Below are 16,538 nucleotides of genomic sequence, written 5' to 3' on the forward strand. Positions count from 1 at the left end.
CGGCGACCAGTAAAGAAGGCGGTCCTCACGGTGAGACTTGCACGTGTTGTCGGCCAGGTGGTGTCCACCGCCAAGGTCCCCGAACTGTCGGGAACGACGATTCTGGTCGTCGAGGATATCGCCCCCGAACCAGGCGGGGAGAGCAGGCGGTCGTATGCCGCTATCGACCTCGTCGGCGCAGGACAGGACGAAGTCGTCCTGGTTGTGTCCGGAAGCGCGGCACGAGTGGACCAGGCCACCACCGGTGTCCCGGTCGACCAGGCGATCGTCGCCATCGCGGACACGATCGTCACTCACGGTGAGGTCACGTACTCGAAATGACCACAAGAACTGACGCAGTGCCCACATCACCCGTCGATTTACCCAGCACGACCACAAATGGAGGAAAGACCATGGCAACCACTCAGACCACCCTGCCCGCCCGCGGCGCCGGAGCACTCGGCCTGATCGAGACCAAGGGTCTCGTCGGGGCGATCGAGGCAGCCGACGCCATGGTCAAGGCAGCCAACGTACAACTGCTCGGGCACCGCGAAATCGGTGGGGGCCTGGTCACCGTGATGGTGCGCGGTGACGTCGGCGCGGTCAAGGCCGCCACCGATGCCGGCGCAGTCGCCGCAGGTAAGGCTGGCGAGGTCGTCTCGGTGCACGTCATCCCGCGTCCCCACGACGAAACCGAGAGTGTGCTGTCAAACCTGACTCGGCCCAAGGGTGCTTGAGAATCGATCTCGCTCGGAGCGCAGCGACACCCGTCTGCGCTCCGGACCGAGCCATGGAAGGTAGGAGACCGTGACAACAACGCTTGACGCGGACCTGGCGGCGCTGGTTGATGTTCGCGCGCAGGTTTCCGCCACGAAGAAGGCATTCGACGCGATCGAAGGTGCCGACCAGCAGTGGCTCGACAACATCGTTCGGGCCATGGCGAAAGCGGGTTACGCCGCCTCCGAAGAACTCGCCCGGATGGCGGTCGACGAGACCGGCTACGGCGTCTACGAAAACAAGATCATCAAGAACCGTTTCAACACCGGTTTCGTGGCGGACTGGATGCTCGAACGCCGCGCGGTCGGCGTGCTCTGGGCCGACGAGGAGAACAAGGTCACCGCCGTCGGGTCTCCGATGGGCGTGATCGCTGCGATCATCCCGGTCACCAACCCCACGGCCACCGTGTTGTTCAAGAGTCTGGCCGCGGTCAAGTCGGGCAACGCCGTGGTGCATGCGCCGCACCCGCGGGCGGCGCGGTGCTCGGTCCGGGCGGCGGAGATCATGGCGGAGGCGGCGGTGCGTGCCGGTGCCCCGGAGAGTCTGGTCGCCTGCCTGCAACAGCCCACCCTGGAGGCGACGCGGGAGCTGATGCGGCACGGAGATATCCGTCTGGTTCTTGCCACGGGTGGTCCCGCGATGGTCGCGGCCGCCTACTCGAGCGGCAAACCGACCATTGCGGTCGGCGCTGGGAACGTCCCGGCGTACGTCGATTCATCGGTGACGGATCTCGCGGAGACGGCGACGATGATCGTGACCTCGAAGTCCTTCGACAATGGCACCGCCTGTGTCGCCGAGCAATCCGTGGTGGTCGCCACCGCTGTCGCCGATCAGTTCGTCGGGGAACTCTCCCGCGCCGGTGCCGCCTGGCTGACGACGGACCAACAGGCCGCCTTGACGAAGACGCTGTTCGACGAGCGCGGTGGACTGCGCGCGAACGCGGTGGGTCAGTCCGCGATCCGGCTGGCCGAGATGTCCGGGTTCACTGTCGCGGCGACGACGAAGGTGCTGGCCGCCGAGATGACCGAGGTCGGTGACCATGCCCTGCTCTCACGGGAAATCCTCGGTCCGGTGCTGACCATCTACCGGGAGGCGGACTACCAGGCGGGGTGGCGGCGCTGCCGGGAGATCCTGGCACTGGGTGGTGAGGGACATACCGTGGCCGTGCACAGCTCCGATCCGAAGGTGGTGGCCAAGTTCGGAGAGCTGCCGGCCGGCCGCATCGTCGTCAACACTCCCGCCCTCTTCGGTGGGATGGGGTACTCGACGAACGTCGATCCCTCCTTCCAGATCGGCACCGGGACGTGGAGCGGGTCGATCTGCTCGGACAACGTCACCCCGCTACACCTGGTGAACATCAAGCGCATCGCTCACGAGGCCCGGCCGTGGCGTGGAGTGTTCGACTGATGTCCTTCGAGATGGTCGCGCAGACACTCGAGCAGGCACATCAGCGCATCCGTTCCGCCCGAACGAATCACGACGGTGATCTGCACACCGGCATCGACCTCGGCACCGCCACCTGCGTGATCACCGTGGTCGATGCCGCCGGGGATCCGGTGTGGATCGACTTCGACCGCACCGCCGCCATCCGCGACGGGGTCGTCGTGGACTTCGCGGCCGCGGCCGCGGCCGTGCGGAAGCTGAAAGCGACCGCCGAGGACGAACTCGGCGTCGAGCTGATCAACGCGGCCACCGCCTATCCCCCGTGCATCGGGGAGGCCGACAGTCGGGCCTGCCGGTTCGTCCTCGAAGGCGCGGGCTTCGACGAGGTCATCCTGGTCGACGAGGTCAGCGCCGCCAACAAGACCCTCGAGGTGACCGACGGGGTGGTCATCGACGTCGGTGGCGGGTCGACCGGGGTTGGGGTCTTCGAAGCCGGGAACCTGGCCGCCCTCGACGATCGCCCAGGCGGAGGACACCACCTGGATCTGATCCTCGCCGGCGCCCTCGGGGTCACCGTAGCCGAGGCGGAGGAAAGCAAACGTGCTGGTAGCGGCGACTACCTCGCGATCCTGCGACCGGGAATCGAGCGGATCGGTGCCTCGATCCGGGATCTGACCCGAGGCGCCGAACACCTCGAACTCCATCTCGCCGGCGGCGCCCTGATGCTTCCGGGCGCCGATACGACCATCAGCAAATACCTGGGCCGGCGTGTGCGGGCCTATCCGCACGCACTGCTCATCACTCCATTGGGAATCGCGAGGTACGCGTCATGACAGGCACAGCAACACTCCGGACGTACGCATTCATCGATCGAATGCAGCCGCAGTGTGCGGCGCACATCGCCGCCACCAGCCCCGGCGACCCGCCGTTGGCCGGCATGGCGGAACTGTTCGTCGAGATGGCCCCGGGCAACGAGGTGTTCCGCGCCGCGGACATTGCGCTGAAATCCTCGGGGGTACGTCCCGCCCTGCAGATCATCGAACGCGAATTCGGGCTACTCGAAATCCACTCCGAGCACCAGGCGGAAGTTCTCGCGGCCGGGGAGGCCCTGCTCGACGCGCTCGGGATGAAGGAAACCGACCGCATCAAGCCGGTCGTCGCATCGACCCAGTTCATCACCAACGTGCACGGATATCAGGCGCAGCTGCTCAACAAGTGGCGCAAGGGCACCCTGCTGATGCCCGGATCGAGCCTGTTCGTCATGGAAGTCGCCCCGGCGGCGTATGTGTCGCTAGCCGCGAACGAAGCGGAAAAGGCCGCCGACATCGACGTCATCGAGATCCGCGCCGTGGGACGGTTCGGTCGCCTGTTCCTAGCGGGCAGCGAAAGCGAGGTCGCCACCGCCCGCGATGCCGCGGTGGCCGCGCTCGAATCCCTCGAAGGGACCGAGGAGGCCCGGCGATGACCGTCTTCGGTGTCGACGCGGTCCAGTCCGCCGGGACCGGCGAGCTGGTTGTCGGCGCGAAAGACATCGTCACCCCGCTCGCACGGGAATTGGCCCGCGAACGGGGAGTGACGATCGTCGTCGCCACCGCCCGCCCGGCCACTGCCCCAGTCGCCCCGGCCACCTCAAACGGGGCGACTTCCCCGGCATCCCCCCTGGTGACACCGGTGTTCACTCCCCCGTCCTCGAACGGCTCGTCCACTCCCCCGGCGCCGCTGAAGCCGCCGGCCCCGGCTCTGTACCGGCGCGGGGCGCCGCTGCATCCCTCCGTAGCACCTGCCGCGCTGCATCAGCCCCGCCTCCGACGCCCCGAGGTCACAGGCACCGGAAAGTCGGTCAAGCGAGTGGTGGTCGTCGGCGCCGGGCATGTCGGAATGATCACCGCGATGAAGCTCGCCGAGGCAAACATCATCGAGGAAGTCGTCCTCGTCGATATCGCCGAAGGCCTGGCGGCGGGCATCGCGCTGGATCTGACCCATTCGACGTCGCTGCTCGGCTTCGACACCAAGGTCCGCGGCGTCACCAGCCTCGCGGAGGCCGGGTCCGCCGACTATGTGGTCATCACCGCAGGCCGTGCCCGCCAACCCGGGATGAGCCGAACCGACCTGGTGGAGGTGAACGCCGCCATCGTCGGCGGCATCGCCCGCGACGCGGCCGCGATCTCGCCCCAGACGGTGCTGCTGGTGGTCACCAACCCGCTCGACGAGATGACCCACCACGCCTGGCGCGCCTCCGGGCTGCCCGCCGAACGGGTCATCGGGATGGCCGGAGTGCTCGACAGCTCCCGCTTCCAGGCGTTGACCGGGTTGGCCACCGACTCCTCCCCGTCGACAGTCAGCGCCTTGGCGTTGGGCAGTCACGGCGACGAGATGGTCATCCCGCTCTCCCAAGCCCGGGTGGGAGGCACCACGATCACCCACGCGCTGCCGCCGGCGAAGGTCACCGCACTGGTCGACCGGGCCCGCAACTCCGGCGCCGAAATCGTCGGACTCCTCAAATCCGGTAGCGCCTTCTTCGCCCCAGGTGCCTCCGCCGCCCGGATGGTCTTGGCCATGGCGACCAACTCCGACGAAATCATCGCCGCCACCGTGCGTGCCCACGGGCAGTACGGCATCGCCGACGGCTACGTCGGTCTGCCGGCCCGGTTGGGCCGCACCGGGTTGCGGGAGATCGTCGAGCTGCCGCTGGCGGCGGACGAACTGACGGCAGTGCGCACGGCCGCTACCCGGATCGCTGAACGGGTGGCCGACCTCGAGCGAATACCGGCCCCGTCATGAGAGCGGTGGTGTTCGCTGGGGTCGGCGCCGTCGAGGTCTCCAGTGTGTCCGATCCCGTTCTCGTCGATCCGACAGACGCTCTGGTCAAGGTGCATCGGGCAGCGATCTGCGGAACCGACCTGCACACGATCGGCCATCCCGACGGCATGCACCATGGAGCCGTACTCGGACACGAGTTCACCGGCACCCTCGTCGCGGTCGGATCCGCGGTGCGCACCTTTGCGTCCGGAGATCGCGTCAGCGGCGCCGACTTCACCGCGTGCGGGCACTGCTGGTGGTGCCGCCACGGCAACCACTGGGAGTGCGGTCAGCGCCAGTTCTTCGGCACCGGCGAGGCTTTCGGTCCCGCACTGGCCGGCGCTCAAGCAGAGATAGTCCGAGTACCGCACGCCGACGTCGTCCTGCATCCCATCGCGGACGGAGTCTCGGACGAGGCCACCCTGTTCTTCGGGGACGTGCTGGCAACCGGATACGCGGCGGTACAGCGGTGTGACATCTCGCCCGGCGATACCGTCGCGGTCATCGGCGGTGGTCCGGTCGGACAGCTGACCAGCCTCGCCGCGCAGGCCTGCGGGGCCGGGCCGGTCGTGTTGGTCGAGCCGGTCGCGGAGCGGCGAGCGATCGCCCACGCGCATGGTGCCCTGGTCGCGTCCCCGGAGGACGCTCGCCCCCTCATCGACGCCCTGACCGATGGGCGCGGCGCCGATGCCGTCATCGAGGCTGTCGGCGGCCCCCGCGGACTCGACACCGCGTTCGGGTTGGTCCGCCGCCGCGGAACCGTCGTCTCGGTCGGAGTTCATCAACAATCGACCTGGCCGCTGCCGGTGGGACGGGCGTTCGCCGACGAGCTGACGCTGCGCTTCGCAATCGGAAACGCGATCCGCGATCGTGACCAGCTCGCTGGTTTGGTGGCCTCCGGGGCGATCGACCCGACCGTCATCATCGACCTCCGAGTCGGCCTCGAGGACTCGCCCGCTGCGTACGAAGCGATGACCGAGCGCCGTACGCTGAAGGCAGTCATCGAAGTGTCCTAGGCACACTACCGACGAGGCGGAAATGGACGACCCGAGAAGCTCTCAGCGGTCACGCGAGGCCACCCCATTCAGCCCGATTCTGAACGGGGCGTTTCCCGTCGAGCGGCTTCGGGAGCTGCTGGCGACTCTGCCGGAGACCGCCGCCGATGCCGCTGAAGCGGTCGTGACAGCGTTCGGCAGCAGCCTCCCGGTCACCGTCTTCCAGCGTCACGACCTCGACTGGTCCGTCCTCGCTGGTACCGAAGCCCGCGCCGACCAGACCCAATTGGCCGCACTCGAATGCGCCGCCGGGCCGCTCGTGCCGCGCGCGGCCACGGTGGGGAACGTCGCCGTCGTCGTCGACCCGGCTGTACCGGATGACATGGTCGCGGCGCACCGCGTCCTTCTGGCCCAGCTGTGCGTCTGGATCTATCTGACCGCCCAGGCGCATGCCTCCACCGAGGAGTTTGCAGCCCTCGACGACGAGGCCGAGGTCATGCGCACCGTGGCCCACCAGATTCTCAGCGCCCAGGACCTCGACCAGGTGCTTCTCAACATCACCACCCAGACCTTGCGAATGTCCGAATCGGACATCTGCGGCGTGTTCCTTCGGGAGGATGAGGAGCTGCGCATGCGCAGCTGCGCCGGGCACCGGGTGGTCGACACCGCGCGGCTGCGGATGAAGAAAGGCCAGGGGGTGGCTGGACTTGTCTTCGAAACCGGGAAGGTCGCCAGGATCGACAGTTACCTTCAGGACGCCACGATCAGCAAGGACTTCATGTCCCTCGCCGAACAGGAAGCGACTCGTTCGGCGCTGGCCGTGCCACTGGTGGTGCACGGTGACCTGATCGGTGTCCTCGAGGTGTGGCGGCGCCGCTACTCGTCGTTCACCGACCGCGACGTCCGGAGGCTGGTGGCGTTGGCCGACCTCGCCACCATCGCCATCGAGAACGGCCGGCTCTACGACGCCCAACGCGCCACCGTCGACGAACTCGACAACACCCGCATTTCCCTCGAACGACAACTACGTCTACTCAACCGTTCCTCCACGCTGCAGCATTCGTTGATCGAGATCGTGCTCGCCAACTCCGCCGTCACCAGCTCCGTCGCCCGCACCGTCGGAACCGAGTTGGGCTGCGATGTTGCCATCATCTCCGACACCGGCGAAATCGAGGCCACCTTTCCTCGTGCCTTCGACGCCGCTGATCTGCTTGACGACGTGGCCGGCCGAAACGGCGCCCTTCCACAACGAGCGACCAAGCTCGTTGCACGCGATGGCCGCACCATTTGGGCCCACCCGGTCGTCGCCGCCGAAAATCAGTACGGTGCAGTCTGTTTGATCGGTGGCAACGAGGACGCCGAGATCATGGAGGTCGCGTGCGGACAGGCCGCCATGGTCTGTTCGCTCACCCAGCTCCAGCAGCGCGCGGCCAGCGCCGCACGCGCCGAAGCACTCGACCAGCTGCTCTGGGACCTGATGGAGGGGACAACGGAACAACGGTCCGCCGCCCGCAGCCGCACCCATCAGATGGGGGTCCGGCTCAAGGGTTTTCACCGGGTCGTCTACGGGGTGCTCGAGAACGCCGACACCATTGCCGCCCAAGAGGGGTGGACCACTTCGTCCGCGGACGCCTTGCGGCGCAACGTTCTCAACGGTGTTCGCGGCTGCACCACTCCCGCGCCGTTGACGTTGACCAGTGTGCGAGGAAATTGGATCGTGGCCCTCGCCCCGATCAAGGACCGTGAACGTGCCCGCGCCTTGCTGGACGAATTGAACAAGGTCACTACGCAGTGCCACCCGGACCTGCGCATCACCTGGGGGGTCAGTTCAGCACGCAGTGATCCGGCCGATTATCCGGCGGCCTTCGGCGAAGCGAAGACCGCGCACGCCGCCTCCCGTCGGCTGGGAACGGTGTCGTTGTACGACGAACTCGGGATCGTCCGGCTTCTACTCGGGAGCAGCGACAATCCCGACCTGCAGGGTTTCATCAAGGAGGTGACCGAGCCGCTGCTCCAGTACGACCAGCAGTCCGACGGGTCCCTCCTCAAGACTCTCCGCACCTTCTTCGACGCCAACTGCTCACAGAAGGATGCCGCAGAGCGGCTCTTCGTCCATCCCAAGACCCTCGCCTACCGGCTCGAGCTGATCCGCAAACTCACCAATCTGGACCTGTCGCAACACGCGGATCGGATGCGCGCCGACCTGGCACTGCGACTGTTGCAGGTGACCGAGGCGGTCAGCGATACGGATGGCCAATCGCACCCGCCATTCGGCTGAGAGTGGTGTGTGGTCCCGGTCCGGGTATTCACCACACACCACCCGTCGCCAGTTCGATCTGTGGCCCGCCGCTTGTTCTGGACGCTCCACAACTCCCCCACCGTCCCGGGTGGTCCTGCGCGCAATTGCCCGAGGATGGCACACAATGACCTGCAATCGGCCACCGTGTACCACCCTCGGACGCCCGGCCAGGCTAGTTCCGGCGGTCTCGCTGCCCCAGAGCCAGGATCGACGGCCGCACCTCGTCACCGTCGACGCCGAAGCGGGTGAACCCGCGCTCCTGCAGGGACTGCACCAGTTCCGCCGAGACCGATCCGCTCAACCGGATCCCCACCCGTCGCCCGGGATCCTGGGCAAGGACCGCAGCTACGGTGTCCACCAGCGCACCGACCTGATCGTCGATCTCGACGCGAGGATCAACCGTGATCAGACCCCGCCGCAGATACGAATCGAGCGGCTCGCTGGTCAGCAGGTGCCGCGCCGAGATGCCGGCCACGGCCGCCTGCAGCACCCGCAGTTCGATCCACACGACATCACTGTGTTCGGCGATTGCGTCGATGGACGCGATACCGCGTGGGCTGGTGAGGTAACCACCGATCTCGACCCGCTCGGCGTCGGGCAGACTGTCCCGTAGCGCGACCAGCGCGGCGATCTCACCGCCGTCGGCGATCTTGCGGACCGTGAAGTGCACGCGCAGTTCGGTGTCCGCGCTCTGCAATGCCGTGGCGATGCCACGCAACTGTGCGGACAGGATCTCCTCGGACCCGAGCGGCAACGCCAATTCCGGATGCGCGATGAACAACTCGGCCGTGCGCAGCAGCTCGCTGGATTCGTCGGCGTGGAAGTCGATCGCCCGCACCCCGAACTCGGACACGCTCGCACCGGCGAACAGCTTCGAGAACTCGGTGGCCACGGCCGCCTCGAGGGCCGCACTGGCATCGCTGATCTCACCCTCGCGCAGCGTGGAGATGATCCCGTCGAGGTGCCCGGTGGTGGCCAGGACATCGTCGATTCCCGCCACCAGCCCCGTCGCCCCGCGCGCGAGCGCCTGACACGCCTGATCGGGGGTCGTCGCCCGAGCGAACACCTGCGCGCCGGCGCGGGCACGAGCGAGTTCGAGCAACCCTGAGAGACGGTCGTCCTCGGCCGCCGGCTCACTGAGCTCGATCTCACCGGCAATCACCTCACCCGACGAACCATCGAGGGAGACGACATCGCCGATGGTCAGGGTCTTGCCGGCCACCCGCATGGTGCCCGCGGCAGGATCGATATCCAACGCCCCGCATCCCACGACGCACGTTGTCCCCAGCGCACGCGCCACGACCGCGGCGTGACTGGTCGAACCACCGGTCGCGGTGAGGATGCCATCGGCGGCGATCATGCCGTGCAGATCTGTCGGGCTGGTCACCGGCCGCGCCAGGATGACCGTCTTGCCTTCCTTGACCGCCTGCTGTGCGGCGTCGGAGTCGAAGTAGAGCTCGCCGACCACGTGCCCGGGAGCAGCTCCCACGCCGGTGGCCAGAAGCCGCCCGTCCTCGCGGGCGCGGGCGTAGGCATCGGGGTCGAAGCCGGGGCGCTGAACCTGGCGGATCTGGTCGAGGGTCAGGGCCGACAGGGCACCGGATGTAGTCACGACCTGCTCGGCGAGCAGGTCCGCCGCTATCCGGATCGCGGCCTGGGCGGTGCGCTTGGCGCTGCGGACCTGGAGCATGTACAAGATGCCGCGCTCGACAGTGAACTCGATGTCGAGAACGTCACCGCGGCGGCGTTCGAGTTCGGCGCAGGTATTTTCCAGTTCGGTGTACACGTGCGGAAGCCGGTCGCGCAGCGCGGTCACCGGGTCCGGGGTGCGGATACCGGCGACGACGTCCTCGCCCTGGCTCGCTGCCAGGAACTCGCCGAACAGTCCAGGTTCACCGGTGACCGGGTTGCGGGTGAACACCACACCCGATCCCGAGTCCTGATCGAGGTTGCCGAACACCATCGACTGCACGACGACCGCGGTTCCGAGGTCGTTCGGGATCTTGTGCACCTCACGGTATTTCACGGCGCGCCGGGTGTTCCACGAGCGGAAGACGGCCTCTACGGCGCCGATGAGTTGAGCGCGGGGATCGCTGGGAACTTCCTCGTCGAGTTCGTCGCGCAGCAGTGCCTGGCAGCGCTCCCATACTCGGTCGTAGACGGGTCCGGGCTGGCTGTCGGCCTGGACGCCGTCGATCAGTGCGGCGAGGTCGTCGCGGTCAGGGGTTTCGAGCGCCCCCATCACGGTTTCGGCGTACATCCCGTGGAACCGGAACAGCACGTCCGCCATGAAGCGGGTGTCCCCGGTGACGTCGGCCAGCGCGATCGCCGCATCGCGGCCGAGCCCGAGGTTGAGGACGGTGTCCATCATCCCCGGCATCGACACCGGCGCACCCGAGCGCACCGACAGCAGCAACGGGAAGGGGCCGCCGCCGAAGGTCTTGCCTGTCGCCTGTTCGAGCTCGCTCAGACGGCCGTGGATTTCCTCGATCAGGTCCGTCGTCATGGAACCGTGCTCGAGGTAGTCGTGACAGGCCGAGGTGGAAATGACGTACCCGCCGGGCACGTTCAACCCTTCCTGGGTCATTTCGACCAGGCCGTAGCCCTTGCCGCCGAGAACATTCCGGTCAATTTCACCTGGTTCACTGAACCCTCGGGTCAGTCCAGTCGTAACAGTCACAGAGCTCACCTTGTTCACTCCTTACGTGCGCGACCGAGCGTGCGCAGCAAGTCTTCGTGGAATTCGAACCAGACGTTGTGCACCGAGTCCTTGGTCGGATCGGAGACGAACGCGATGTCGCCGGCGTCGACCTTTCCCAGGGAACGCTCGAAGCGACCGATATAGGTGCGGAAGCGCTCGTCCTTTTCGCCGAGGGCTTCGAGCAGCCCCTCGAGCCGGGACACCAGGCGCTCGATGGTGGAGACCACCTTCGCGTCGTAGGCGGAATCGCTGTGATCGTTGGCGAGTTTGCGTCCGCCCACCTCGATCTGCTGCCAGGAGGACATGGTGCGCAGGAAACGAGAATTGACCTCCTCGAACTTGTCGGCCACCTGCAGCACCGACGGATCGTCGCGCAGGGGTCCGTAGATCGCGGCCGCGGAATCAACCAGCACCGGGCCGGACGCGTCGGTGGGCAGGGCCGTCTCACCCATGAGCGCGACCAGATCACCGTCTTCGAGCTCGGTGAAAATCCCTCGCACCTCATCGGTGCTGAGGTTGACGATTTCCGCAACAGCGGCCGCGGTCGCCATTTTCTTGAGCGCCACGGCGTTGAGAACGTCGTAGAGACGTTTGTCGAGCAGGGTTTGAGTCATGTTGTTTCCCAACGATCGAACGGGGGCGGCGGGGCGCAGGTGCCTACGCCGACAATGTCGGTCCCGCCGCCCCGGTGTCTGGTGAACGGGTTCTACAGCCAGCGGTACTTCGACCGGCGCAGATCCGCGCCTTCCCCGAAGGGCAGGTAGCCCTGGCCGGAGAAGATCTTCTGCGGAACGACTTCCTGCGCGAATCCGCGCTTGCTGATGTCGTAGTAGTAGTTCGACACGCGCTGGTCAACTTCCCAGAGCTGGTATTCGTCGCATGCCTTCTCGTACGTTCCGGCCTTACGCAGGTACGGCAGAATCATGTCTACGTAGTAGACGTACTGGCCGGCCCAGATCAGGTCCCGGCGGCACATCCGAGAGATCTTTCCGTACATCTTGAGAGTGGCGTCTTGGATTTTGGGCAGCTCGCCGCCCAGGTCGTCGATCTTGATGGTGCGCACATCCGACATCGGGGTGTCCCACTGCTCGCGGGCGAAGACTGCGCCACCGACGATGGCGGGGATGTAGTTCTTCGGCCGGGTGAAGGTGGTGGAAATGTCGTTGACGCGAATTTCCTGCAGACCCAGTATTTCCGGGTCGATTTCTAGCGCGACGGTGTAGGCGTGCGGCAGGCCTGCGTCGTCGCACACATCGGACCAGTGGAAGATCGGCTCGTTGACGAACAGGTCCCGGAGAATGAGGATGTTGCCGTTGGGCAGCTCGTACGGTCCGGTGTCGCCGAGGCCGAGCCGGCAGTCCATGTGGTCGAGGAACGACAGCAGTTCGGCGGCCGCGTTGAAGCGGGTGAAGGATTCGTGCTTGGGGCTTCCCGGCTCCAGTGTTTCGAGCTGGTTGATGATGCCCTCGAGGAAGTCCGGCTCGTGGATCTGGCAGCGGTAGCGGTCCTGCGAGTTGAGGATGTACCCGTCCTGGCGCTTGCCGAATTGGATCCGCTGCATGAACTTGAGGAGCTCGTTGCTCTCCTCGATGTAGTCGTCGGGTCCGATCGCCTCGAGTGCAAGCAGACCGCAGCGGCCCATGCCGAAGCCGACGGCGCCGATCGACCAGTCGTGCACCGCGTTGACCTTGGTGCCGATTTCCCGCCGCGCCGAGGCCCCGATGTCCAAGATGCCCTGGGCTCCGACCTCGTCGGTGGTCATGCGCAGAATCTCCGGCCACCGGTAGAACTGGTGCATGAACGCGAGGATCTCGTATTCCTGGCGCGGGATCATGCCCGAAACACCTTCGGTGGCACGCATGACGAGCACGTCCCAGATGTTCCAGGCCAGGTAGTTGTTGAGGTCGTTGAGTTCGTCCAGGGTGAACTGGTCGACCAGGACGTCCTCTTTGCTGACCTTCTCGAGGACCTTGCTCTTGGCGCGCTGCTTCTGCACCTTGTCACCGAGGATGCCGTCGCGCAGTGGCTCCTGGCCGACGAAGTTGCCCTCGAAGACCAGATCCTGGAACCGCAGACCGTCATCGTTCGGCTCATAGCGCTGCTTGTACGTCGAGCGGACACCGGGTGTCATTTCGAGACTCATGTGGGGTTGTTCCTCTCTGCCCATGGTGTGTGGTCGGAAAACGGGTCAGCTGACGATGCTGACGCGCCCGATCTCCTCGTCATCACAGTGCAACTGGACGGTCTTGCCGATCAGGGTGTCGGCGATCTCCTCGAAGTGCGCATCGTCGGTGTTGCCCACGACGTAGCGTGAATCGCTCGAGGTCAGGTGCGCGGTCATCACACAGGGAATCTGGAACTCACGCGAGAGAATGCCGAGGTGGGACTCGGGCGCGCCCGACATCGTGATGACGCCGGAAGCACCCATGCTCAATGCCGGAGTCAGGAAGGTCGTCGTGCCACCGCGAACGAGCAGGATGTAGTCCTGCAACTTTCCGGACCGCACGACCTCGATCACGTCCTTGGGCGAGCCCAGAAACTTGACCTCACCCTTCGGGCTCTTCTGCGTCTCGAAGGCATTGAACCCTTCGGCTACAACCTGCATTGGTACTCCTTTGATCGAATCGAGTTTCGTGGTCTCGATCACGTAGAACTTGCTATGTTGCGCTAATCACAATGCCTGTCGTGATGTGACCGCCGCACGGGCGCTGCGGATAGCTTTCTGTATGACCATTATCTCTCGCGGACAATGCCTCGGTCACCGTCGAGTTCCGCGAGCTTGCGGCGCATGAGCTTGCCCGACGAGGTAGTCGGCAGGGCATCGACGAAGACCACCTCTCGGGGTCGTTTGTAGGCGGCCAGCTGGCCCCGGCAGTGCTCGATGATGTCTTCCGGGAGCAGGTTCGCCTCCGGTGCGGGGACGACATACGCGACGGCGACCTCCCCTTTGACGGGGTCGGGACGGCCTCCGACCGCGACCAGCGCGACGTCCGGGTGGGCGCCGATGACGCGTTCGATCTCCGCCGGGTACACGTTGTATCCGGCGGTGACGATCATGTCCTTGAGCCGGTCCACGATGAAGAAGTGTCCGGTGTGGTCGACGTAGGCGACGTCGCCGGTGCGCAGCCACCCGTCGTCGGTGACCGCCTCCGCAGTGGCGTCCGGGCGACCGTAGTAGCCGAGCATCACCAGCGGGCCGCGAACGAGCAGCTCACCATGCTCACCGGCGGGAACCTCGCCGCTCGTGCCATCGATCGGGCCGATCCTGACCTCGAGGCCGGGGAGGGCCACTCCGATCGAACCGGGCACCGGGGGTGCGTGGACCGCGTGGGTCGTGCCGAGTCCGGACAGTTCGGTCATCCCCCACAGCTCGAGGACCGGGACGGGCGCCCGGTTCTGCCACCGCGCGAGGAGTTCCGGGGCGAACGTCTGGCCGCCGATGGTGGCGGCTCGCAGTGTGGACAGATCTGCGGTGTCGAAGCCTGGGTCCGCGAGCATCATCGAGTACATCGCGGGTACGCCCTCGAACAGGGTCGCGTGTTCGCCTTCGATCAGACGCAGCGCCTCACCCGGGGTGAAGCGTTCCATCAGGATCACCGTGCCTCCGGCGAGGAAGGTGCTGTTGATGGCGACGTTGCCGTAGACGTGTGCGCCCGGCAGGGCGGTAACCACGACGTCGTCGGTGGTGCGGCCGTGCATGGTGGCGGTCAGCGCGCAGTTGAGGAGCACGGATTGTTGGGATTGCATGGCCCCCTTGGGGTGTCCGGTCGTTCCCGAGGTGTAGCCGATGCTGCACAGGTCCTCTGGCTGTGGTCGCGGTCGGGAGTCCTGCGGCTCGCTCGCCTCGGTGGCGAGCAGGTCGGTGAAGGAGATCGCGCCGGTGGCGGAAGCCGATTCGTCCGGGTCACCGAATTGGCAGACCGTCTCCAGCGAGGGGACCTCGGCGAGGATGGTGTCGACGGTGGCGGCCTGGGCGGCGCCGGTGAACAGGGCGCCGGATCCGCAGTCGGTCAGGACGAAGGCCAGCTCGGGGCCGGTGAGCATGACATTGATCGGGTTGACGACGGCTCCGGCCTTGAGGATGCCGTGGTAGGAGACGATCCATTCCCAGCTGTTCTGTCCATACAGCGAGCACACCCCGTTGGCTCCGATCCCCCGGGCATGCAGGGCGTCGGCGACGGCGTCCGACATCCTGTCGAGGTCGCGGTAGGTCAGTCGGGTGTGCCCGACCACGAGGGCGATCTTGTCCGGATGCCGCGCGGCGGCGTAGGGCAGGATATCGCTCGGTCCCACCGACGGCTGGGTTGCCGCGACGCGACTACTCACCGTTTTCCCCGTGATTGGCGCGGTCGCCGAAAGTGAGGACCGCTTTGGTGACCTTTCCATGGTGGACGGCGTCGATCGCCTCGTTGATCTGATCGAACTCGAAGGTGTCGATCAGCTTGGTGAAGGGGAATTTGCCGGCCTGGTAGAGGTCGATCATTCGGGTGATGAACTCCTGCGGGATGGCGTCGCCCTCGATGACGCCGACCAGACTGCGCCCGAACAGCAGGTGACCCTGGTCGAAAGAGATTTCGTTCGGGATGCCCTGGAATCCGACGGTGGCGCAGACCCCGGGCGACTGCAGACATTCGAGTGCACTGCGCACGACGTCCGCCAGGCCGATGCAGTCAACCGAATACTGTGCTCCGGTTCCGCCGGTGATCTCACGGATCCGCTCGACCACGTTCTCCTCGGCGGAGTTGATGGTGTGGGTGGCACCCAGCTCGGCGGCCGTCGCCAGACGGGCGGGCTGGATGTCGACGGCGATGATGGTGCCGCAACCGGCGACCACCGCCCCCAACAGGGCGGCGAGCCCGACCGATCCGGTCCCGAAGATCGCGATCGACGACCCCTCCTCCGGATTGAGAGTGTTCAGCACCGCCCCGGCACCGGTTTGGATGCCGCAACCGAGAGGGGCGAGCAACTCGAGCGGCAGATTGCGGGCGACGCGGACACAGTTCTGCTCGTTCGCCACCGCGTAGGTCGCCCACGAGGATTGCCCGAAGAAGTGTCCGCGTACCTGCTCGCCCCCGGAGCTGAGGACACTCGAGCCGTCCAGGCGCGCACCGACCAGGTTGAGGGGGACGAAGTCCCGGCAGTGCATCGGAAGTGAGCGCGCGCAGTTGTCACACTCGGCGCAGAAGTTGTACGAGAGCACCACGTGATCGCCGGGCTCGATGCTGTCGACCTCCGGTCCGACCGCGGTGACGATTCCCGATCCTTCGTGACCGAGCACGATCGGGGCCGCGTCGGTTTCCGCGGTCGCGATCATCCCGAGGTCGGTGTGGCAGATACCGGATCCGACGATCCGCACCAAGACCTCGCGGGGGCGTAGCTCGTCGATGTCGAGTTCCTCGAGCGACAACGGCTCCTGCGCCGCACGCAGGACGGCTGCTGTGGTCTTCATAGTTGCACTGTCCTATTCGAAAGATGGTCGGGCGCGGAGGGTTTACGAGACCGCGTCGGGGACCTTGTTCAGCGTGATGGTCTGGTGGTTGGTGTATTCGGCGAGTCCGTGCAGCGAGTTCTCGGCGCCGATGCCGGACTGCTTGTGTCCGCCGAA

At 66.2% G+C, this 16,538-nt stretch carries 14 protein-coding genes; 8 read left to right on the top strand and 6 right to left on the bottom strand.

Annotated elements, in window-relative coordinates:
* Window positions 1-30: 30 nt before the first annotated feature.
* The 8 genes from CJ179_RS50015 (at window position 31) to CJ179_RS50050 (ending at window position 8,211) form a co-directional block, all read left to right on the top strand.
* Complete coding sequence (locus CJ179_RS50015; protein WP_095866473.1) at window positions 31-321, top strand: EutN/CcmL family microcompartment protein; 291 nt, start codon at window positions 31-33, stop codon at window positions 319-321.
* A 71-nt stretch (window positions 322-392) separates the two neighbouring features.
* Complete coding sequence (locus CJ179_RS50020; RefSeq protein ID WP_095866474.1) at window positions 393-716, top strand: BMC domain-containing protein; 324 nt, start codon at window positions 393-395, stop codon at window positions 714-716.
* Between the two features lie 70 nt (window positions 717-786).
* On the top strand, window positions 787-2,163 hold the full coding sequence (locus CJ179_RS50025) for an aldehyde dehydrogenase family protein (protein ID WP_095866475.1): 1,377 nt from the start codon (window positions 787-789) through the stop codon (window positions 2,161-2,163).
* On the top strand, window positions 2,163-2,972 hold the full coding sequence (eutJ, locus tag CJ179_RS50030; RefSeq protein ID WP_095866476.1) for an ethanolamine utilization protein EutJ: 810 nt from the start codon (window positions 2,163-2,165) through the stop codon (window positions 2,970-2,972). The genes CJ179_RS50025 and eutJ overlap by 1 nt, the downstream gene beginning before the upstream one ends.
* Window positions 2,969-3,604 carry a hypothetical protein gene (locus CJ179_RS50035; protein ID WP_073366703.1) on the top strand — a complete coding sequence of 212 codons (636 nt, stop codon included), beginning with the start codon at window positions 2,969-2,971 and terminating at the stop codon, window positions 3,602-3,604. The genes eutJ and CJ179_RS50035 overlap by 4 nt, the downstream gene beginning before the upstream one ends.
* Window positions 3,601-4,920 (top strand): malate dehydrogenase, encoded by a 1,320-nt coding sequence (locus tag CJ179_RS50040; RefSeq protein ID WP_095866477.1) that lies wholly within the window; start codon window positions 3,601-3,603, stop codon window positions 4,918-4,920. The genes CJ179_RS50035 and CJ179_RS50040 overlap by 4 nt, the downstream gene beginning before the upstream one ends.
* Window positions 4,917-5,954 (top strand): alcohol dehydrogenase catalytic domain-containing protein, encoded by a 1,038-nt coding sequence (locus CJ179_RS50045; protein ID WP_095866478.1) that lies wholly within the window; start codon window positions 4,917-4,919, stop codon window positions 5,952-5,954. Before CJ179_RS50040 ends, CJ179_RS50045 begins: the two co-directional genes overlap by 4 nt.
* Window positions 5,955-5,976: 22 nt before the next feature.
* The gene (locus CJ179_RS50050) at window positions 5,977-8,211 is read left to right on the top strand and encodes a helix-turn-helix domain-containing protein (protein ID WP_095866479.1); all 2,235 of its coding nucleotides are present in this window, start codon (window positions 5,977-5,979) and stop codon (window positions 8,209-8,211) included.
* Window positions 8,212-8,404: 193 nt separating this feature from the next.
* On the opposite strand, the gene CJ179_RS50055 is transcribed toward CJ179_RS50050, so the two are convergent.
* The 6 genes from CJ179_RS50055 to CJ179_RS50080 form a co-directional block, all read right to left on the bottom strand.
* Entirely contained in the window at window positions 8,405-10,912 is a 2,508-nt protein-coding gene (locus CJ179_RS50055; protein WP_218834960.1) for a pyruvate, phosphate dikinase, read from the bottom strand.
* Between the two features lie 14 nt (window positions 10,913-10,926).
* The gene (locus CJ179_RS50060) at window positions 10,927-11,547 is read right to left on the bottom strand and encodes a hypothetical protein (protein WP_095866480.1); all 621 of its coding nucleotides are present in this window, start codon (window positions 11,545-11,547) and stop codon (window positions 10,927-10,929) included.
* Between the two features lie 92 nt (window positions 11,548-11,639).
* A complete protein-coding gene (locus CJ179_RS50065; RefSeq protein ID WP_095866481.1) occupies window positions 11,640-13,076 on the bottom strand; it encodes a hypothetical protein in 1,437 nt (478 codons plus the stop codon).
* Between the two features lie 45 nt (window positions 13,077-13,121).
* The gene (locus CJ179_RS50070) at window positions 13,122-13,580 is read right to left on the bottom strand and encodes a PEP-utilizing enzyme (RefSeq protein ID WP_257016452.1); all 459 of its coding nucleotides are present in this window, start codon (window positions 13,578-13,580) and stop codon (window positions 13,122-13,124) included.
* Between the two features lie 86 nt (window positions 13,581-13,666).
* Window positions 13,667-15,226 (bottom strand): class I adenylate-forming enzyme family protein, encoded by a 1,560-nt coding sequence (locus tag CJ179_RS50075; RefSeq protein ID WP_257016453.1) that lies wholly within the window; start codon window positions 15,224-15,226, stop codon window positions 13,667-13,669.
* A 25-nt stretch (window positions 15,227-15,251) separates the two neighbouring features.
* Window positions 15,252-16,382 (bottom strand): NAD(P)-dependent alcohol dehydrogenase, encoded by a 1,131-nt coding sequence (locus tag CJ179_RS50080; RefSeq protein WP_095866484.1) that lies wholly within the window; start codon window positions 16,380-16,382, stop codon window positions 15,252-15,254.
* Window positions 16,383-16,538 lie beyond the last annotated feature (156 nt).

This window comes from Rhodococcus sp. ACS1, from assembly GCF_002300155.1.
Taxonomy (GTDB): domain Bacteria; phylum Actinomycetota; class Actinomycetes; order Mycobacteriales; family Mycobacteriaceae; genus Rhodococcus_F; species Rhodococcus_F koreensis.

What these genes read in the sequence shown, in the direction of transcription:
- CJ179_RS50020 (WP_095866474.1), top strand. Translation starts at nt 393, where the DNA reads ATGGCAACCACTCAGACCACCCTGCCCGCCCGCGGCGCCGGAGCACTC.
- eutJ (WP_095866476.1), top strand. Translation starts at nt 2,163, where the DNA reads ATGTCCTTCGAGATGGTCGCGCAGACACTCGAGCAGGCACATCAGCGC.
- CJ179_RS50035 (WP_073366703.1), top strand. Translation starts at nt 2,969, where the DNA reads ATGACAGGCACAGCAACACTCCGGACGTACGCATTCATCGATCGAATG.
- CJ179_RS50040 (WP_095866477.1), top strand. Translation starts at nt 3,601, where the DNA reads ATGACCGTCTTCGGTGTCGACGCGGTCCAGTCCGCCGGGACCGGCGAG.
- CJ179_RS50045 (WP_095866478.1), top strand. Translation starts at nt 4,917, where the DNA reads ATGAGAGCGGTGGTGTTCGCTGGGGTCGGCGCCGTCGAGGTCTCCAGT.
- CJ179_RS50050 (WP_095866479.1), top strand. Translation starts at nt 5,977, where the DNA reads ATGGACGACCCGAGAAGCTCTCAGCGGTCACGCGAGGCCACCCCATTC.
- CJ179_RS50060 (WP_095866480.1), bottom strand. Translation starts at nt 11,547, where the DNA reads ATGACTCAAACCCTGCTCGACAAACGTCTCTACGACGTTCTCAACGCC.
- CJ179_RS50065 (WP_095866481.1), bottom strand. Translation starts at nt 13,076, where the DNA reads ATGAGTCTCGAAATGACACCCGGTGTCCGCTCGACGTACAAGCAGCGC.
- CJ179_RS50080 (WP_095866484.1), bottom strand. Translation starts at nt 16,382, where the DNA reads ATGAAGACCACAGCAGCCGTCCTGCGTGCGGCGCAGGAGCCGTTGTCG.